This window comes from Nocardia sp. NBC_01009 (genome assembly GCF_045208035.1).
Lineage (GTDB): Bacteria > Actinomycetota > Actinomycetes > Mycobacteriales > Mycobacteriaceae > Nocardia.
This window is the reverse complement of the sequence record NZ_CP108695.1, coordinates 484,058-500,711: the sequence shown is the minus strand read 5'-3', so window position 1 is coordinate 500,711 and position 16,654 is coordinate 484,058. Positions and strand designations below refer to the sequence as shown.

Below are 16,654 nucleotides of genomic sequence, written 5' to 3'. Positions count from 1 at the left end.
GTCAGTCCAGGTAGGTCGGTTCCGGCGGCACCGGTGGGGGGCCGAGCACGGAAAGCCACTGTCGATAGATTCTGGTCCAGGTGCCGTCGGTCCGGATCCGCTCCAGCGTCCCGTTGACGAAACGCACCAGATCGTCGTTGCCTTTGGGGATACCGATGCCGTAGGGCTCGAAGCTGATGCTGCCGCCCACCAGTTGGGTGTAGTAGGGATCCTGCGCGGCGAGGCCGGCCAGGATGGCGTCGTCGGTGCTTACCGCGTCGACCTGGCGCTGTTGCAGAACCACCAAGCAATCTGCCCAGGTCGGCACCGCAAGGATGGTGGCGCCCGGCTGTTCGTGGCGGATCCGCTCCAGTGAGGTGGTGCCGGGCACCACGCACACCCGCCTGCCCGCGAGGTCGGCGAGGCCGTTGATGCCGGAATTCTTCACCGCGAGCACGCGCTGGTAGGCGCGCAGGTACACCGTGGAGAACGTCACCTTCTGCCGTCGTTCACAGTTGATCGTCATGGTCTTGGCGACCAGGTCGACGGTGTGATTTTGCAGCGCCCGCTCGCGGTCGGCGGAGCCGAGACTGCGGTATTCGATCAGGTCCGGGCTGCCGAGCAGGTCGCGTGCGACCTCCCTGGCGATGTCGGCGTCGAAGCCGACGACGGCGCCGCTGACCGGATCACGGAAGCTGAACAGGTTGCTGCCGGTGTCAAGTCCGACCACCAGTCGGCCACGGGCGCGGATGGCGTCGATGGTCGGCCCACCGACCGCCGAGCCCGTCGGCCGCAGGCTGGCGGTCGGATCGCCGCATTGCGGGTCGACCAGTGGCGTGATCGGTGTATTCGGCAGTACCGGAACGGCTTTGGCCGGCAGCGGCGGTTCGTCGTATCGGATGATCTTGGCCGGCGCGCTCGAGAGCGAGTCGCTGGCACAACCGCCGGCACAGGCGACGGCGAGCAGGGTGGCGGCCAGGATGCCGCGTGTGGTTTTCATCGGTACTCCCGCAGTCGGGGCCAGAGACCGAGGCCGACCAAACTCGCGGCGAGGATGCTGAGCACCATCGCGCCGGGAGCAAGGAAGTCGAGCACTCGGGCGCTCTGGGAGATCTTGCCGCGCAGAGTGTCCCTTGTCTTCGCGAGCGCCGCGCCGAGCGACCTGTCCAGCGCATCCACCTGGGCGGCGGCGTCCGCGGTGCCGGGTCCGGTCGCGACCGCTGCCGCGCCGTCGAAGTCGCCGTGGGCGAGAGTTTCGTTCATTCGCTGATGCGCGGCGCGCCAACGGGCGAGTGCGGTACGGGCATTCGCCACGTCCCCAGCTGCGGGCGCGCGCGTCGGGTAGCCGTCGAGCAGTTCGGTCAGCCGGGCGATGCTGTAATCATAGGTGCGGTCGTAGTCGCCGGTCGCGTCGCGTCGCACCAGTTTCAAAGTTTCGGCGGAACGCGCCTGCTGGGTCACGATTCGGCTCTCGGTCAACCGGGAGGCGGGCACCGCCGCGCCGTCGCGGCCGCTGATCATCGACACGGCCGAGATCGACCCGGCGACCACGGTCCAGGCCAACAGGGTCACCATCGCGGCGGAGGCGAGCAGCAGTCCGGGATTGACCACGCGGTGCCAGCGCTTGGCCAGCTCGATTTGCGCCCAGACCAAAAACGCCAAGGCGAGTATCAGCAGCACGATGGCGGGCCACGGTGGCCGCGCATGGTGGCGCTGGGCCGCGTCGACCGCGCCCGATCGATGATCCTGTAGTTCCTGAGCCATCGGCAGCAGCGTCTGCTGCATCTGATTCGATGCCTCGCTCAAATACGCTGCGCCGACCGGATATCCGCTGCGATTGTTCGCTCGAGCCGTCTCGATGAGACCCGAATACACGGGCAGGCCGGTGGCGATCCCTGTCCGTAGCCGGGTGTCGGGGTCGGCAGACGCCATGGGCCCGGACTGGGTCACCAGCTCCGCGGACGCCTCGCCGAGCGCCTGACTGTATCGGTCGCGCACGGCCTCGGGTTCCAGGCCGCCCGCGATGAATGCGGTGCTCGCCGCGGCGTCCGCGATGGACAGCGTGGTGTAGAGCCGCTGTGCGGATTGCGCGTCCGGCTCGGTGTCGTCGAGCAGGATGTCGAGCGCCTGCTGACGTTCGCTCACCGTCACCGCGGAAACGACGCCCGCTGCAAGGCATAGGCCGATGAGGACCAGGCCGATCGCGATGAGCCGTCCCGGTGAGGACTGCGCGAATGATCGCAGATTGGCCGGGTCGAGATGCTCACGCACCGCCGAGTTGCGCGCGGCACCGAGATGCTTGCGCGCGGGCTCGGTAACGACCGACGGCGGCTGCGCAGCCGTCGCCTGCTCGGTGCGAGCCATCTCCACCTCCCCGGTTTTGTGGCGCACGTACGCGCCGTGTCGGAGTTTATTGTGGTCTTACCGGTGCCGTGGCGTGTGAAACACCCCTGCCACGGCTGGATGAGGATGGTTTGGCAGATGCGTGGTGACGGTGACGGTTGGTCGGATGACCCCGACGGCTTGCGGCACTGGGGCCGCTTCGGCGCGGCCGGTCTGCTGCTGCGCGCTCCGCTGGCCGGCGGTGGTTCCGCGGTGTTGCTGCAGCATCGCGCGCTCTGGAGTCATCAGGGCGGCACCTGGGCATTGCCGGGCGGCGCGCGCGACAGCCACGAGACGCCCGTGCACGCCGCAGTACGCGAGGCATGGGAGGAGGCGGGTATCAATCCCGCCGACGTCCGGGTGCGCGGGGAGCGGGTCACAGCCACCTCATCGAGCGGTTGGACCTATACGACCGTGGTCGCCGATGCCGTGATGACTCTGCCGACCAGCCGCAACCGCGAGAGCGCCGCGTTGGCCTGGGTGCCGGAAGACGAGGTCGAGGCCCGTCCGCTGCACCCCGGCTTCGCCGCCTCCTGGCCGTTGCTGCGTGCCGCGCCCGCTCGCGTCTGCTTGGCCGATGTAGTGGACGCCCCCGCCGTCGCGGCCGCGCTACCGCGCACCGTCGATTTGGCCGACGAAGGGTTCGTCTGGCTGCATTCGGATCCGGATGGCCCCGGTGGTTACGTCAGAATCGTCGACCCGGCCGTGGTTGCCGCGCGCGAGGCCGGCGCTAGGACGGCAGCATCGGATTCGACCTCGGTCGCCGATACCGCGATGCCCGACCCGGTCCTTTCGCTCACCCGCGTCCAAGTCATGTCCTAGTCGGCACTGGGTGTTCAGCCCTCTTCGACTCGGGCTGCGAGCTGGTAAAAGCCGCCGGCCGGGACCGCATCCTCGCGGACCGGAGATGCCGGGCCGGGGCGCTGCGGCCTACGCGTTTTCGAGCAGCGCGGCCTTGAGTTCTCGGGCCGCGGCCTCCGGATCACGGGCTTCGGTGATCGCTCGCACCACGACAATGCGGTCGGCCCCGGCTGCCAGCAGCTCCGGCAAGCGAGGGCTGTCCACACCGCCGATCGCGAACCAGGGCCGGGTCGGGTGGGCGTCGGCGGTGGAGCGCACCAGATCCAGTCCGGCGGCCTGGCGGCCGGGTTTGGTCGGGGTCGTCCACACCGGACCGGTGCAGAAGTAATCGATGTGCTCGTCGATAGCGGCAAGTCCGGCCTGCGCGCGATTGTGGGTGGAGCGCCCGATCACCACTTCGGGTCCGAGGATGCGCCGGGCGTACCAGGGCGGCAGGTCGCCCTGTCCGAGGTGCAGCACATCGGCGCCGGACGCGAGTGCGATATCGGCGCGGTCGTTCACCGCGACCAACGCATCGTGTCTGCGGGCCGCGGCCTTGAGTTCGGCGAGCGCGCCGAGCTCGGCCTTGGCCTCCATCGGACCGAACTTCGCCTCGCCGGGCGAGCCCTTGTCTCTGAGCTGAATGATGTCGACGCCGCCTGCGAGGGCGGCTTCGGCGAACTTGGCCAGATCGCCCTTCTCTCGGCGAGCGTCGGTGCAGAGATAGAGCCGCGCGGTTGCCAGACGCTCCCTGGGCGGTAGGGACCGGTAGGGGTGGGAGGGTTGCACGCCCTCGACCGTAGCCGCGCTACCGTGGGGATGCGAATAGAAGGCAGGTGGAACGGATGCGGACTTTGGCTGTCGTCGGTGGCGGCGCCATCGGACTCGCCGTGGCCTGGCGGGCCGCACAGGCGGGCTGGACGGTCACAAACTTCGACCCCGCCGTCGGATCCGGCGCCTCATGGGTTGCGGGGGGCATGCTGGCACCGCTGTCGGAAGGCTGGCCGGGGGAGGATCGCGTCCTCGAATTCGGCGCCGCCTCACTGGCCCGCTGGCCGGATTTCGCCGGGCGAGTCGAGGCCGCCACCGGAGTGCATGTCTTCGTCGCCGATCAGACATTGACCGTCGCGCTCGACGGAGCCGATGCCGCTGACCTGCGTACGGTGGCCGACTGGGTGGGTGGTCGCGGTAACGAGCTGCACCTGCTGGATCGGGCAGGCGTGCGTGCGTGCGAGCCGGCACTGGCACGCACGGTGCGTGCCGGTCTGCTCGCACCCGCCGAGCCCGCCATCGACAACCGGCGTCTGCTCGATGCTTTGCGGCAGGCCTGCGTGGCCGAGGGAGTCGAGTTCCGCGCCGAATCGGTCGCCGCACTCGACGCACTACCGCACGATCAGATCGTGCTCGCGGCGGGCGCGGCCTCCGCCGGCTTGTGGCCGCAGCTACCGGTCCGTCCCGTCAAGGGGGAGATCCTGCGCCTACGGCATCGGCCTGGCGCGACACCGCCGCCGACGCGGGTGATCCGCGCCCGAGTGCACGGCAGGCCGGTCTATCTGGTGCCGCGCGCGGACGGAATCGTCGTTGGCGCAACGCAATACGAGGCAGGCTTCGACACTGCGGTGACCGTGGCCGGTGTCCGTGACCTGATCGCGGACGCCGAGGCGGTGCTGCCCGGCATCGGCGAGTACGAATTGGCCGAGGCCAGTGCGGGTTCGCGGCCGGGCACCCCGGACAATCTGCCGCTGATCGGCCGGCTCACCGACCGGATCGTCGCCGCGACCGGACACGGCCGCAACGGCATGCTCGCCGTCCCGCTCACCGCCGACGCGGTGCTGAGCGTGCTCGACGGCACAGTGCTCGCGGCAGCGGAAGCCGCCGATCCGCAACGCTTTTCGGCGCCCCGTGCGCCGTCCCTATCGTCGTCCGCAGGAGGAATTCGATGACGTCAATCCCCATCGGTGTCACCGTGAACGGCGCCGACCACGAGTTCGCCGAAGCACTGACCGTGCGTGAGCTGCTCGACCGACTCGGGCTGCCCAATCAGGGCGTCGCGCTCGCGGTGGACGGTGCGGTGTTCCCGAAATCCCGCTGGGGCGAGCCGGTCGGGCGCGGCTGGCAGATCGAGGTACTCACGGCGGTCCAGGGTGGCTGACGCACTGGAGATCGCGGGCAAGCAGTTCGGCTCCCGGCTGATCATGGGCACCGGCGGCGCGGACAACCTCGCCGTGCTCGAGGAGGCATTGCTCGCCTCCGGTACCGAACTCACCACGGTCGCGATGCGCCGCGTGGACGCCGTCGGCGGCACGGGGGTGCTCGATTTGCTGAAACGCCTGGACATTACGGCGCTGCCCAATACGGCGGGCTGTCGCACCGCCGCCGAAGCAGTGCTCACCGCACAGCTGGCCGCCGAGGCGCTCGACACCAACTGGGTCAAGCTGGAGGTGATCGCCGATGAGCGAACCCTGCTTCCCGACCCCATCGAATTGCTCACCGCCGCAGAACAACTGGTCGATGCGGGTTTCGTGGTGCTGCCCTACACCACCGACGACCCCATCCTGGCCCGCAGGCTGGAAGACGCGGGCTGCGCCGCGGTCATGCCGCTCGGCGCCCCGATCGGCACCGGCCTCGGCATCGGCAACCCGCACAACATCGAGATGATCGTGGCCGGGGCTGGGGTTCCCGTCATCCTCGACGCGGGCATCGGCACCGCGAGCGACGCCGCCCTCGCCATGGAACTCGGCTGCTCGGCCGTCCTGCTCGCCACCGCTGTGACGAGGGCCCAACGCCCTGCACTGATGGCCGCCGCCATGGCGGACGCTGTCCGCGCGGGCCATCTGGCTCGCCGGGCCGGCCGCATCCCCAAGCGTTTCTGGGCTCAGGCGTCCTCGCCCGCGCTCTAGGGGAATATCCGCAGACCCCTCGGGGTGGAGATCATCCTCGAGGATGATCCGACGCGACACTTTCTGGTGACGCGCTCGGCCCGCTTTTGCGGAATGCTGGTACTCATGATCGAGCTGAGGGGCCTGACCAAGCACTACGGGCAGACCGTCGCGGTTCAGGATCTGTCCTTCACCGTCCGACCTGGACAGGTGACAGGCTTCCTTGGACCCAACGGCGCCGGTAAATCGACCACTATGCGGATGATCCTCGGGCTGGACAAGCCCACCGCGGGAACCGCACTGATCAACGGAAAGCCGTACCACGATCTCGACCATCCGCTGCGCGCCGTCGGCGCGCTGCTCGATGCGAAGTGGGTGCATCCGAATCGTTCGGCGCGCGCACACCTGCAGTGGATGGCCGCCTCCAACGACATCGCTTCCTCCCGCGTCGACGAGGTGTTGCGCCTGGTCGGCCTGTCCGAGGTGGCGGGCAAGACCGCCGGTGGCTTCTCGCTCGGCATGTCGCAGCGGCTCGGCCTGGCGGGCGCACTGCTCGGCGATCCGCAGGTGCTGCTGTTCGACGAGCCGGTCAACGGCCTCGATCCCGAGGGCATTCTCTGGATCCGCCGGTTCATGCAGCGGCTCGCCGCGGAGGGCCGCACCGTGCTGGTGTCGAGCCACCTGCTCTCGGAGATGGCGCAGACCGCCGAGCACCTGGTCGTGATCGGTAAGGGTCAGTTGATCTCCGATACGACCACTCAGGAATTCATCGAACGCGCCTCGGAAGCATCGGTGCGGGTGCGCAGCCCGCAGCTCGAACAGCTGCGCAGTGTGCTCACCTCCAACGGCATGACCGTGCGCGAAGACGGTGAGAGCACCGACGGTCCCGCGCTGGTTGTGGCGGGCGTGACCAGCGACGACGTCGGCAAGCTCGCGGGCGCGAACGACATCACGTTGTTCGAACTCGCGCCGCAGCGGGCCTCGCTGGAAGAGGCATTCATGCGGATGACCGGCGGCGCGGTGCAGTACCACGGCGAAGGCTTCGATCAGGTGATGGGAGGTGCGCTCTGATGGGCGTGCTGGCAGCAGAACGAATCAAGCTCACCTCGACCAGGTCGCCTTGGTGGTGCTCGGCCATCATCGTGATCCTCGGCATCGGATTGTCGGCGCTGTTCGCGCTGGTCGTGCGTTCCGCGGGTGACAACCCCGACCAGGGGACGCCGACGCTGGACATCGGCACCGCGACCGCGGGCGTCACCGGATTCGGCATCATGGTCCTGATGATCATGGCCGCATTGACGGTGACCAGCGAATATCGCTTCGGCGTCATCCGGACGACGTTCCAGGCCGTACCCCATCGGACGAAGGTCCTGGTGACCAAGACCGCGTTGGTCGGCGGCTTCGGGGCGGTGCTCACCACGATCATCGCGCTGATCGCCATCGCCGTCGCCAAGGTGGTCGGCGGCTCGAAGGCCGCCGCCGATATGGTGCTCGAGGACCATTGGCGCTCGGTGTACGGCATTCCGATCTACGCGTTCTTCGCCGTCGCGCTCGCTATCGGCATCGGTGTGCTCGTTCGGCAGTCGGCCGCGGCGATCTCCCTGGTTGTGTTGTGGTCCTTGCTGATCGAGCCGCTGCTGAGCGCTTTCGGCAGCTTCGGCCGCAATGTCGCGCCGTTCCTGCCCTTCCAGAACATCACGCGCTTCGTGAGCTCCTCGGAGTCCACCGCGAACTGGCACTGGGGCGTATGGGGCAGCCTCGCCTACTTCATTGCTTTCGTGGCGGTCATCTTCGGCGCGGCGCTGGTCGCGGTGAACCAGCGCGACGCCTGATCAAGGAGCTACCCGAGTAGCCCTCCCTCGCCGCTCGGGTGTGGGGTGCGTGACCTTGTCGGGAGGAATCGCGCGCTCTTTTTCACCGCCTGCCACTGCCCGGTGGACGGTGCGATCGCCGGTCTGGTGTGTGAATCCCCTTCCACACCGGACCGGCGGTCTCGTTTCCGACCGCTGCCGACCGCGTGTGAACATCGCGGAAACTGTGAAATAGGACGCTTCCCTCTGCAATGCATGCTGGGTAGCATCGGCTCCAGCAACTATCACGTTATCTATCGGCGGCCCCAATGCTGTGCCCGCTCCGTTTGATCGTGAGGTGGCACATGGCGATAATAAGTAACCCGCCGACGGTAGGTCGGCTGAGATACGCTCGGGGCGTGAGCGAAACACCTTCCGGCGGTGCTGAGCCCGGGTCGACGCCGGAGGAGACCGGCATTCCGTCCGAGGTAGTCATACCGCTGGTGCCTGTCGACGAGGACGGTTCGCCGCATCGTCCGGGTTCGGGGCTTCGCCGGGGGCAGCTTTCCGCACTGATGAATGCGACGAATCAGCGACCGGATCTGATCGGCGCGCTGCGCAAGGCGCGTGAGCAGCTGCCAGGTGATCCGGCTTTCGGTGACCCACTGTCGGTTTCGGGTCCCGGCGGCGCTCGCGCGGTCGCCCGCGCGGCGGACAAACTGGTCGGTGACGCACCGAGCGCGGCCCGTGAGATCGGCTTCGGAGCGCTGCAGGTCTGGCAGGCCGTGTTGGAGCGAGTCGGCCGCGGCAGAGGTAGCCAAGAAGTAACTGTGATGTTCACCGATCTGGTGGCGTTCTCCAGTTGGTCGCTGTCGGCGGGCGACGAAGCAACCCTCGAACTCCTGCGGGTGGTAGCCACGGCCATCGAGCCGCCGATCTCCGACCGTGGCGGTCAAGTCGTCAAGCGCATGGGTGATGGCGTGATGGCCGTGTTCACCTCGGCCGACCGTGCGGTGCGCGCCGCGACCCAGGCCAAGCGCAACCTGGCCCAGGTCGAGGTCCACGGCTACCGGCCGCAGATGCGCGTCGGGCTGCACACCGGTTCACCGCGGGAGATCGGTGGTGACTGGCTCGGTGTGGACGTCACCATCGCCGCGCGAGTGATGGAAGCGGGCGGCAACGGCAACATGATGTTGTCGGGGGCGACGCTGGATTCGCTTCGGCCGGAGACGTTGGAGGAATTGGGGTACACAGTTAAGCCGTATCGGCGGAGTTTTTTTGCGGCACCGTTGAGTGGGGTGCCCGAGGATTTGCGGATCTTTCGGCTGAACTGAATTGGCTGCCCTGTGTTTTTTGGCAGCGCCTGCGGCGCTGCGTGTTCGCGGCCCCCTTGGTCTCGCGTCCGAGCGGCCGATGCTCGCGACTGCGTCGCAATCGCATCGGCCGCTCGGACGCGAGACGGGCCGCGAACTTTAGTGCGCGGTCTCGCTGCGCTCGGAAGGTGTCATCGTGCCGAGTGAGGGCGTTGGTAGCGGGGCTTGCGACTTTGGTGGATGCGGCTGCATGAGGGGCGTGAACGGCCGTGAACTTTAGTGCTGGGTCTCGCTGCGCTCGGCCGGTGTCATCGTGGCGAGTGGGTGCGTAGGGATTGTCGCGACCTTGTTGGATACGCGTCAGCTTGTGCGGGGTGTTGTTCTAGTTCATCCAGGCGATCGCGCCTGCCACCGCCAGGGCGGCGCATACGCCCAGTGCGATCGACAGGGGGCGGAGGGTCTTCCAGGTGGAGTAGGCGCCGCCGAGGAGGAATCCGGCGAGGGCGAGTAGGAGGATGGAGGACACGGCGGGGAGCTTACTCGCAGGTTGCGGGGGGGTTAGGTGGGTGTGCGCGATTAACAAGCACGCGTGCTTGCTTTTTTCTGGATCGGATGTGATGCTGGTCTCTGGTACGCGGACTTCACCGGTGCGGCAATGCGGCGGCGCCGGGACGGTTCGCCGCAGAGGAGGGCCTCCCAGCTGATGCGTATGCTGGCCGCCGATTCGGATGTGATCCGGATCGGCAACTGTTCCGGGTTCTACGGTGATCGGCTCAGTGCTATGCGCGAGATGCTCGAAGGCGGGCAGCTCGATGTGCTCACCGGTGACTATCTCGCCGAACTGACCATGCTGATTCTCGGCCGTGACCGGATGAAGGATCCGAGCCTCGGCTACGCCAAGACGTTCGTGCGGCAGATCGAGGACTGCCTCGGGCTCGCGCTCGAGCGCAACGTCCAGATCGTCACGAATGCGGGCGGCCTCAACCCGGCCGGCCTCGCGGAGAAACTGCGCAAGGTTGCCGCGGATCTGGGTCTGGATGCCAAGGTCGCCCATGTCGAGGGTGACGACCTGCTCGGGAGGGCGGATGAACTCGGCCTCGGCGCGCCGCTGACCGCCAATGCCTACCTCGGTGCCTGGGGCATCGTCGAATGCCTGAGCGCGGGCGCGGACATCGTGGTCACCGGACGGGTCACCGACGCCTCGGTGATCGTCGGCCCGGCCGCCGCCCACTTCGGTTGGGGGCGAACCGATTACGACCAGCTGGCCGGTGCGGTCATCGCGGGTCACGTGATCGAATGCAGTACCCAGGCCACCGGCGGCAATTTCGCATTCTTCAAGGAACTGGCCGATCTCGGCCGCCCGGGCTTCCCGATCGCCGAGGTGCGCAGGGACGGCAGCAGCGTCATCACCAAGCATCACGGCACCGGCGGCGCGGTCACTGTGGATACCGTCGAGGCGCAGCTGATGTACGAGATCCAGGGCGCGCGCTACGCGGGACCGGATGTCACCGCGCGACTGGACACCATCCGGCTCGACCAGGACGGCCCCGACCGCGTGCAGATCAGCGGCGTGACCGGTGAAGCGCCACCGCCGCAGCTCAAGGTCTCGCTGAACACGCTCGGCGGCTTCCGCAACGAGATGGAGTTCATCCTCACCGGGCTGGATATCGAGGCGAAAGCCGAACTGGCGCAACGCCAGCTGGAGTCCTGGCTGCCCGTGCGGCCCGCCGAACTGAGCTGGACGCTGGCTCGCCTCGACCGGCCGGACGCCGACACCGAGGAGCAGGCCAGCGCGCTGCTGCGCTGCGTGGTTCGTGATCCCGACCCCAACAAGGTCGGCCGTGGCTTCTCCAACGTGGCGGTCGAGCTGGCGCTGGCCAGCTACCCGGGCACCAGCTTCACCAGCCTGCCCGGCAACGGTTCCCCGTACGGCGTGTACACACCGGGATTCGTCGATGCCACCGAGGTGCCGCACGCGGCGGTGCTGCCGGAGGGCACCAGGGTCGAGATCGCGCCCGCGTCGGACACGCTGGAACTGGCCGACGTTGCCGAACCCGAACTTCCACAACCGTTGCCCGCCGGCGAAACCCGCCGGGAACCACTCGGCACGATCGCATTGGCGCGCAGCGGCGACAAGGGTGGCAACGCCAATATCGGCGTCTGGGTGCGCACCGACGAGCAGTGGCGGTGGCTCGTGCACACGCTCACTGTCGAGCGGATCAAGGAGTTGCTGCCCGAAGCCGCCGCGCTGACCGTCACCCGGCATGTCCTGCCGAATCTGCGCGCCGTGAACTTCATCATCGAAGGCCTGCTCGGGAAGGGCGTGGCCTACCAGGCCCGATTCGACCCGCAGGCCAAGGGGCTCGGCGAATGGCTGCGCTCGCGTCATATCGATATCCCAGTGGAGCTGTTGCCATGAGTGAGCACTACGCGCCGAGCGCACCCTCGTCTCGAGCCGTCGAAAGAAAGCGGGAGGTGACGGGGCTGTGAGTGTTGCCGTGAGCCCGTGGAACACCCCCGAGCGGCGCGAATTGCGCGCCACCGTACGCGGTTTCGCCGAGCGCGAGGTCCTCCCGTATCTCGACGACTGGGAGCGCAACGGCGAGATCCCGCGCGAATTGCACAAGAAGGCGGGCGAGCTAGGCCTGCTCGGCATCCAATTCCCCGAATCCGTGGGCGGTTCCGGCGGTGACGGCATCGACGCGATGATCGTCTGCGAGGAACTGCACCAGGCCGGCGGTTCCGGCGGCCTGTTTGCCTCGCTGTTCACCTGCGGCATCGCGGTGCCGCACATCATCGCCTCCGGTAACGAAGACCTGATCGAACGATTCGCGCGCCCGACGCTGGCCGGGGAGAAGATCGGCTCGCTTGCCATCACCGAGCCGGGCGGCGGCTCCGACGTCGGCCACCTCACCACCACCGCACGCCGCGACGGCGACCACTACATCGTCAACGGCGCGAAGACCTACATCACTTCGGGCGTCCGTGCCGACTTCGTTGTCACCGCGGTGCGCACGGGCGGCCCTGGCGCCGCTGGGATTTCACTGCTCGTGGTGGAGAAGGGCACACCGGGGTTCACGGTCAGCCGCAAGCTGGAGAAGATGGGCTGGCTCGCCTCCGACACTGCCGAGCTGTCCTACGTGGATGTCCGGGTGCCGGTGGAGAATCTGGTCGGTGCCGAGAACTCCGGCTTCTATCAGATCGCGGGCGCGTTCGTCAGCGAGCGTGTCGGCCTTGCGGTGCAGGCATATTCGCAGGCCCAGCGCTGCTTGGACCTCACCCTGGAATGGGTGCGCAACCGGGAGACCTTCGGCCGCCCGCTGATCAGCAGGCAGTCGGTGCAGAACACGGTGACCGAAATGGCGCGCCGCATCGACGTGGCCAGGGTCTACACCCGAGATGTGGCGCAGCGCAGCGCGAACGGCGAAACCGATCTGATCGCCGAGGTGTGCTTCGCCAAGAACACCGCCGTCGAGGCGGGCGAGTGGGTGGCCAACCAGGCCGTGCAGTTGTTCGGCGGGCTGGGCTACATGCGCGAATCCGAGGTGGAACGGCAGTACCGCGATATCCGCATCATCGGCATCGGCGGCGGCACCACCGAAATCCTGACCGGTCTGGCGGCGAAACGATTGGGGTACCAGTCTTGACGACACTACGCACCACCCTCGACACGGGATCGCCGGAGTACACGGCGGCCGCCGAGGCGATGACCGCCAAGCTCACCGAGGTGGAGGCCGAGTTCGCCAAGGCGATCGCCGGCGGCGGCCCGGACAAGCTGGCCAGGCATCGCAAGCGCGGCAAGATGACCGCGCGCGAACGCATCGAGCTGCTCCTGGATGAGGACTCCCCGTTCCTGGAGCTGTGTGCGCTCGCCGGATGGGGCAGCGAATTCCACGTCGGCGCGAGCACCATCGCCGGCATCGGCATCGTCGAGGGTGTCGAGTGCATGATCGTCGCGCCCGATCCGACGGTGCGCGGCGGCACCTCCAATCCGTGGACGCTGCGAAAGACGTTGCGCATCAACGACATCGTGCGCGAGAACCGGCTGCCGGTGATCTCGCTGGTCGAATCCGGTGGCGCGGATCTGCCGACGCAGAAGGAAGTTTTCGTTCCCGGCGGCCGGATGTTCCGCGACCTCACCCAGGCCTCTGCCGCGGGTATCCCCACCATTGCACTGGTTTTCGGCAACTCGACCGCCGGTGGCGCCTACATCCCCGGCATGTCCGACCACGTGGTGATGATCAAGGAGCGCTCCAAGGTGTTCCTCGGCGGGCCGCCGCTGGTCAAGATGGCCACCGGTGAGGAGTCCGACGACGAGTCGCTCGGCGGCGCGGACATGCACGCGCGGGTCTCAGGTCTCGCGGACTACTACGCGCTCGACGAGCAGGACGCGATCCGCATCGGACGCGCCATCGTCAAGCGGCTCAACTGGAAAAAGCAAGGGCCCGCACCGCGTGCCGCGGTGATCGATCCGCTGTACGACCCGGCCGATTTGCTCGGCATCGTCCCGCCGGATCTGAAGATTCCGTTCGATCCGCGCGAGGTGATCGCCCGCATTGTCGACGGTTCCGACTTCGACGAGTTCAAGCCGCTCTACGGCAGCAGCTTGGTCACCGGCTGGGCCGAGCTGCACGGCTATCCGGTCGGCATCCTCGCCAACGCGCGCGGCGTACTCTTCTCCGAGGAATCGCAGAAGGCCACCCAGTTCATCCAGCTGGCCAACAAGTCGAACACGCCACTGCTGTTCCTGCACAACACCACCGGCTACATGGTCGGCAAGGAGTACGAGCAGAAGGGCATCATCAAGCACGGCGCGATGATGATCAATGCCGTCTCCAACTCGAAGGTCCCGCACATCTCGGTGCTGATGGGATCCTCCTACGGTGCGGGGCACTACGGCATGTGCGGGCGTGCCTACGATCCGCGCTTCGTCTTCGCTTGGCCGAGTGCGAAATCCGCTGTCATGGGCGGTGCACAGCTGGCGGGTGTGATCTCCATCGTCGGCCGCGCCGCCGCGGAGGCGAAGGGGCTGCCGTTCGACGAGAACGCCGACGCCGGGATGCGCGCCATGATCGAGGCCCAGATCGAGGCCGAGTCGCTGGCGATGTTCATGTCCGGTCGGCTCTACGACGACGGCGTCATCGATCCCCGCGATACCCGCACGGTGTTGGGAATGTCCTTGTCGGCCATTCACAACGCTCCGATCAAGGGCGCCGATGGCTTCGGCGTCTTCCGAATGTGAGGCCCGCGATGCAGATCACGAATGTCCTGGTTGCCAACCGCGGCGAGATTGCGCGGCGTGTGTTCGCCACCTGCCGCAGCATGGGTATCGGCACGGTCGCGGTCTACTCCGACGCGGATGCCGCCGCACCGCATGTCGCCGAGGCCGACGCCGCGGTGCGGCTGCCGGGTAACACCCCCGCGGAAACCTATCTGCGCAGTGAGCTCATTATCGAGGCCGCGTTGGCCACCGGCGCGGACGCCATCCACCCGGGCTACGGATTCCTCTCCGAGAACGCCGAATTCGCGCGTACCGTGTTGGCCGCCGGGCTCGTGTGGATCGGCCCGCCCGTCGAAGCCATCGAACAGATGGGTTCGAAGGTCGCCGCCAAGAAGATGATGGATGCCGCAGGCGTGCCCGTGCTCGCCGAACTCGATCCCGCCGAGGTCACCGAGCAGCACCTGCCGGTGCTCATCAAGGCGTCCGCCGGTGGCGGCGGTCGCGGGATGCGCGTGGTGCGCGCCCTCGCCGAGCTGGAGCCGCAGATCGCTGCGGCGCGCCGCGAAGCCGAGTCCGCGTTCGGTGATCCCACCGTGTTCTGCGAGCGGTATCTCGAAACGGGCAGGCACATCGAAGTGCAGGTCATGGCGGACACCCAGGGCACCATCTGGGCGGTCGGTGAGCGCGAATGCTCCATTCAGCGTCGCCACCAGAAGGTGATCGAGGAGGCCCCCTCCCCGTTGGTCGAACGGACCGAGGGAATGCGGGAGCGGCTGTTCGAGGCGGCCCGTCTTGCCGCGGGTGCGATCGGGTACACCGGTGCGGGCACCGTGGAGTTCCTGGCCGACGAGGCGGGCGAGTTCTTCTTCCTGGAGATGAATACCCGGCTGCAGGTGGAACATCCGGTCACCGAATGCACCACCGGACTGGATCTCGTGCGATCGCAACTGGAGGTCGCGGCGGGCGGTGAGCTCGCCGCGTCGGCTCCCGCGATGCGCGGACACTCGATCGAGGTCCGGCTGTACGCCGAGGATCCTGCACACGACTGGCAGCCGCAGAGTGGCACGGTGCACCGCATCCATATCCCTTCGGTGACAACCGAATTCGGTGTTCTCGATCGGCCGGGTGTGCGCCTCGACACCGGTGTCGTCGACGGCTCGGTCGTCGGTGTGTACTACGACCCGATGCTGGCCAAGGTCATCTCCTACGCCGACACCCGCGCCGAGGCGGCACGGTTGCTGGCTACGGCATTGCACCGCGCGAAGATTCACGGTCTGGTGACCAACCGCGATCTGCTGGTGCGTGTGCTGCGGCACCAGGCTTTCCTCGCCGGTGACACCGATACCGCGTTCTTCACCACCCATGGACTGGAGGCGCTCTCCGCGCCCTTGGCGTCCGAGGCCGACGAAGCGCTGTCGATCGTCGCGGCCGCGCTGGCGGATGCGGCAGCCAATCGTCGCTCCGCACGGGTCGGCGGCGGTTTTCCCGCGGGCTGGCGCAACCTGCCCTCGCAATCGCAGCGCAAGTCCTACGAGAGCCGGACCACCGGGATCCACGACATCGGCTACCTCTGCACCCGCGAGGGCGTGACGGTGGACGGTCACGACGGTCTCGAACTGGTCGAGGCAACGCCGGATCGGGTCGTGCTCGCGGTGCCCGGCGAACGTGGCCTCGTGCGTAGGCAATTCGCGGTCGCGCGCTATGGCGATCTGGTGTGCATCGATTCGCCGTTGGGCCCGGTGAGCGTGCGCAGGCTGCCGCGGTTCAGCGACCCGGCCGACCAGGTGGCCACCGGTTCGCTGCTCGCGCCGATGCCGGGCAGCGTGATTCGGCTCGGTGCGGAGGTCGGCAGCCTGGTGGAACAGGGCCAGCCGATCCTGTGGCTGGAGGCGATGAAGATGGAGCACACCATCTCCGCCCCGGCCGCCGGGGTGCTCAGCGCCCTCAACGTCGCCGTCGGCCAGCAGGTCGATGTGGGCGCCGTGCTCGCCGTCGTGGATCCAGTCGTCGAAGACAACCAGGAGGCCCGATGAGAAGCCATCGCGCAGCGATCATCGAGGCCGACCGGGTGCGGGTTTACCGCATGACAAAGGAGATTTGAATGAGAGAGCGAAGCGAACGAATCATGTGCCAGTGTGCGGAACGCATGCCGGAGCCGAGCGTCAGCGAGGCGGAGGCATGAGAGAGCGAAGCGAACGAATCATGTGCCAGTGTGCGGAACGCATGCCGGAGCCGAGCGTCAGCGAGGCG

15 protein-coding genes are annotated in these 16,654 nt (G+C 67.7%); 11 read left to right on the top strand and 4 right to left on the bottom strand.

Annotated elements, in window-relative coordinates:
- Position 1: 1 nt before the first annotated feature.
- Positions 2 to 979 (bottom strand): glutamate ABC transporter substrate-binding protein, encoded by a 978-nt coding sequence (locus tag OHA42_RS02280; RefSeq protein ID WP_406234140.1) that lies wholly within the window; start codon positions 977 to 979, stop codon positions 2 to 4.
- Positions 976 to 2,343, bottom strand: a complete 1,368-nt coding sequence (locus tag OHA42_RS02275) for a hypothetical protein (RefSeq protein ID WP_406234138.1) — start codon at positions 2,341 to 2,343, stop codon at positions 976 to 978. Before OHA42_RS02275 ends, OHA42_RS02280 begins: the two co-directional genes overlap by 4 nt.
- 117 nt (positions 2,344 to 2,460) lie before the next feature.
- Here OHA42_RS02275 and OHA42_RS02270 point away from each other — a divergent pair, with 117 nt between their 5' ends.
- Positions 2,461 to 3,183 carry an NUDIX hydrolase gene (locus tag OHA42_RS02270; protein ID WP_406234136.1) on the top strand — a complete coding sequence of 241 codons (723 nt, stop codon included), beginning with the start codon at positions 2,461 to 2,463 and terminating at the stop codon, positions 3,181 to 3,183.
- 108 nt (positions 3,184 to 3,291) lie between these two features.
- Here OHA42_RS02270 and thiE read toward each other — a convergent pair whose 3' ends face one another.
- Complete coding sequence (gene thiE, locus OHA42_RS02265; protein WP_406234134.1) at positions 3,292 to 3,990, bottom strand: thiamine phosphate synthase; 699 nt, start codon at positions 3,988 to 3,990, stop codon at positions 3,292 to 3,294.
- Between the two features lie 56 nt (positions 3,991 to 4,046).
- Here thiE and thiO point away from each other — a divergent pair, with 56 nt between their 5' ends.
- From thiO to OHA42_RS02235, 6 genes are all read left to right on the top strand, one after another.
- Positions 4,047 to 5,144, top strand: coding sequence for a glycine oxidase ThiO (gene thiO, locus OHA42_RS02260; protein WP_406234132.1), 1,098 nt, complete (start codon positions 4,047 to 4,049; stop codon positions 5,142 to 5,144).
- A complete protein-coding gene (gene thiS / locus OHA42_RS02255; protein WP_406234131.1) occupies positions 5,141 to 5,353 on the top strand; it encodes a sulfur carrier protein ThiS in 213 nt (70 codons plus the stop codon). The genes thiO and thiS overlap by 4 nt, the downstream gene beginning before the upstream one ends.
- 43 nt (positions 5,354 to 5,396) lie before the next feature.
- Positions 5,397 to 6,101, top strand: a complete 705-nt coding sequence (locus OHA42_RS02250) for a thiazole synthase (protein ID WP_406239007.1) — start codon at positions 5,397 to 5,399, stop codon at positions 6,099 to 6,101.
- A gap of 105 nt (positions 6,102 to 6,206) precedes the next feature.
- Positions 6,207 to 7,151, top strand: coding sequence for an ABC transporter ATP-binding protein (locus tag OHA42_RS02245; RefSeq protein WP_406234129.1), 945 nt, complete (start codon positions 6,207 to 6,209; stop codon positions 7,149 to 7,151).
- Positions 7,151 to 7,912 (top strand): ABC transporter permease, encoded by a 762-nt coding sequence (locus OHA42_RS02240; protein ID WP_406234127.1) that lies wholly within the window; start codon positions 7,151 to 7,153, stop codon positions 7,910 to 7,912. The genes OHA42_RS02245 and OHA42_RS02240 overlap by 1 nt, the downstream gene beginning before the upstream one ends.
- Positions 7,913 to 8,445: 533 nt before the next feature.
- A complete protein-coding gene (locus OHA42_RS02235; RefSeq protein ID WP_406239005.1) occupies positions 8,446 to 9,204 on the top strand; it encodes an adenylate/guanylate cyclase domain-containing protein in 759 nt (252 codons plus the stop codon).
- A gap of 361 nt (positions 9,205 to 9,565) precedes the next feature.
- Here OHA42_RS02235 and OHA42_RS02230 read toward each other — a convergent pair whose 3' ends face one another.
- The gene (locus tag OHA42_RS02230) at positions 9,566 to 9,709 is read right to left on the bottom strand and encodes a hypothetical protein (RefSeq protein WP_406234125.1); all 144 of its coding nucleotides are present in this window, start codon (positions 9,707 to 9,709) and stop codon (positions 9,566 to 9,568) included.
- A gap of 177 nt (positions 9,710 to 9,886) precedes the next feature.
- On the opposite strand from OHA42_RS02230, the gene OHA42_RS02225 reads away from it, so the two are divergent.
- The 4 genes from OHA42_RS02225 (at position 9,887) to OHA42_RS02210 (ending at position 16,437) form a co-directional block, all read left to right on the top strand.
- Entirely contained in the window at positions 9,887 to 11,602 is a 1,716-nt protein-coding gene (locus tag OHA42_RS02225) for an acyclic terpene utilization AtuA family protein (RefSeq protein ID WP_406234123.1), read from the top strand.
- A 79-nt stretch (positions 11,603 to 11,681) separates the two neighbouring features.
- The gene (locus tag OHA42_RS02220) at positions 11,682 to 12,830 is read left to right on the top strand and encodes an acyl-CoA dehydrogenase family protein (RefSeq protein ID WP_406239003.1); all 1,149 of its coding nucleotides are present in this window, start codon (positions 11,682 to 11,684) and stop codon (positions 12,828 to 12,830) included.
- Positions 12,827 to 14,425: a carboxyl transferase domain-containing protein gene (locus OHA42_RS02215; RefSeq protein WP_328406910.1), complete on the top strand. Its 1,599-nt coding sequence runs from the start codon at positions 12,827 to 12,829 to the stop codon at positions 14,423 to 14,425. Before OHA42_RS02220 ends, OHA42_RS02215 begins: the two co-directional genes overlap by 4 nt.
- An 8-nt stretch (positions 14,426 to 14,433) precedes the next feature.
- Positions 14,434 to 16,437 carry an acetyl/propionyl/methylcrotonyl-CoA carboxylase subunit alpha gene (locus tag OHA42_RS02210; protein ID WP_406234121.1) on the top strand — a complete coding sequence of 668 codons (2,004 nt, stop codon included), beginning with the start codon at positions 14,434 to 14,436 and terminating at the stop codon, positions 16,435 to 16,437.
- Positions 16,438 to 16,654: the final 217 nt, after the last annotated feature.

What these genes read in the sequence shown, in the direction of transcription:
- OHA42_RS02280 (WP_406234140.1), bottom strand. Translation starts at nt 979, where the DNA reads ATGAAAACCACACGCGGCATCCTGGCCGCCACCCTGCTCGCCGTCGCC.
- OHA42_RS02275 (WP_406234138.1), bottom strand. Translation starts at nt 2,343, where the DNA reads ATGGCTCGCACCGAGCAGGCGACGGCTGCGCAGCCGCCGTCGGTCGTT.
- OHA42_RS02270 (WP_406234136.1), top strand. Translation starts at nt 2,461, where the DNA reads ATGCGTGGTGACGGTGACGGTTGGTCGGATGACCCCGACGGCTTGCGG.
- thiO (WP_406234132.1), top strand. Translation starts at nt 4,047, where the DNA reads ATGCGGACTTTGGCTGTCGTCGGTGGCGGCGCCATCGGACTCGCCGTG.
- thiS (WP_406234131.1), top strand. Translation starts at nt 5,141, where the DNA reads ATGACGTCAATCCCCATCGGTGTCACCGTGAACGGCGCCGACCACGAG.
- OHA42_RS02250 (WP_406239007.1), top strand. Translation starts at nt 5,397, where the DNA reads ATGGGCACCGGCGGCGCGGACAACCTCGCCGTGCTCGAGGAGGCATTG.
- OHA42_RS02245 (WP_406234129.1), top strand. Translation starts at nt 6,207, where the DNA reads ATGATCGAGCTGAGGGGCCTGACCAAGCACTACGGGCAGACCGTCGCG.
- OHA42_RS02240 (WP_406234127.1), top strand. Translation starts at nt 7,151, where the DNA reads ATGGGCGTGCTGGCAGCAGAACGAATCAAGCTCACCTCGACCAGGTCG.
- OHA42_RS02235 (WP_406239005.1), top strand. Translation starts at nt 8,446, where the DNA reads ATGAATGCGACGAATCAGCGACCGGATCTGATCGGCGCGCTGCGCAAG.
- OHA42_RS02225 (WP_406234123.1), top strand. Translation starts at nt 9,887, where the DNA reads ATGCGTATGCTGGCCGCCGATTCGGATGTGATCCGGATCGGCAACTGT.
- OHA42_RS02210 (WP_406234121.1), top strand. Translation starts at nt 14,434, where the DNA reads ATGCAGATCACGAATGTCCTGGTTGCCAACCGCGGCGAGATTGCGCGG.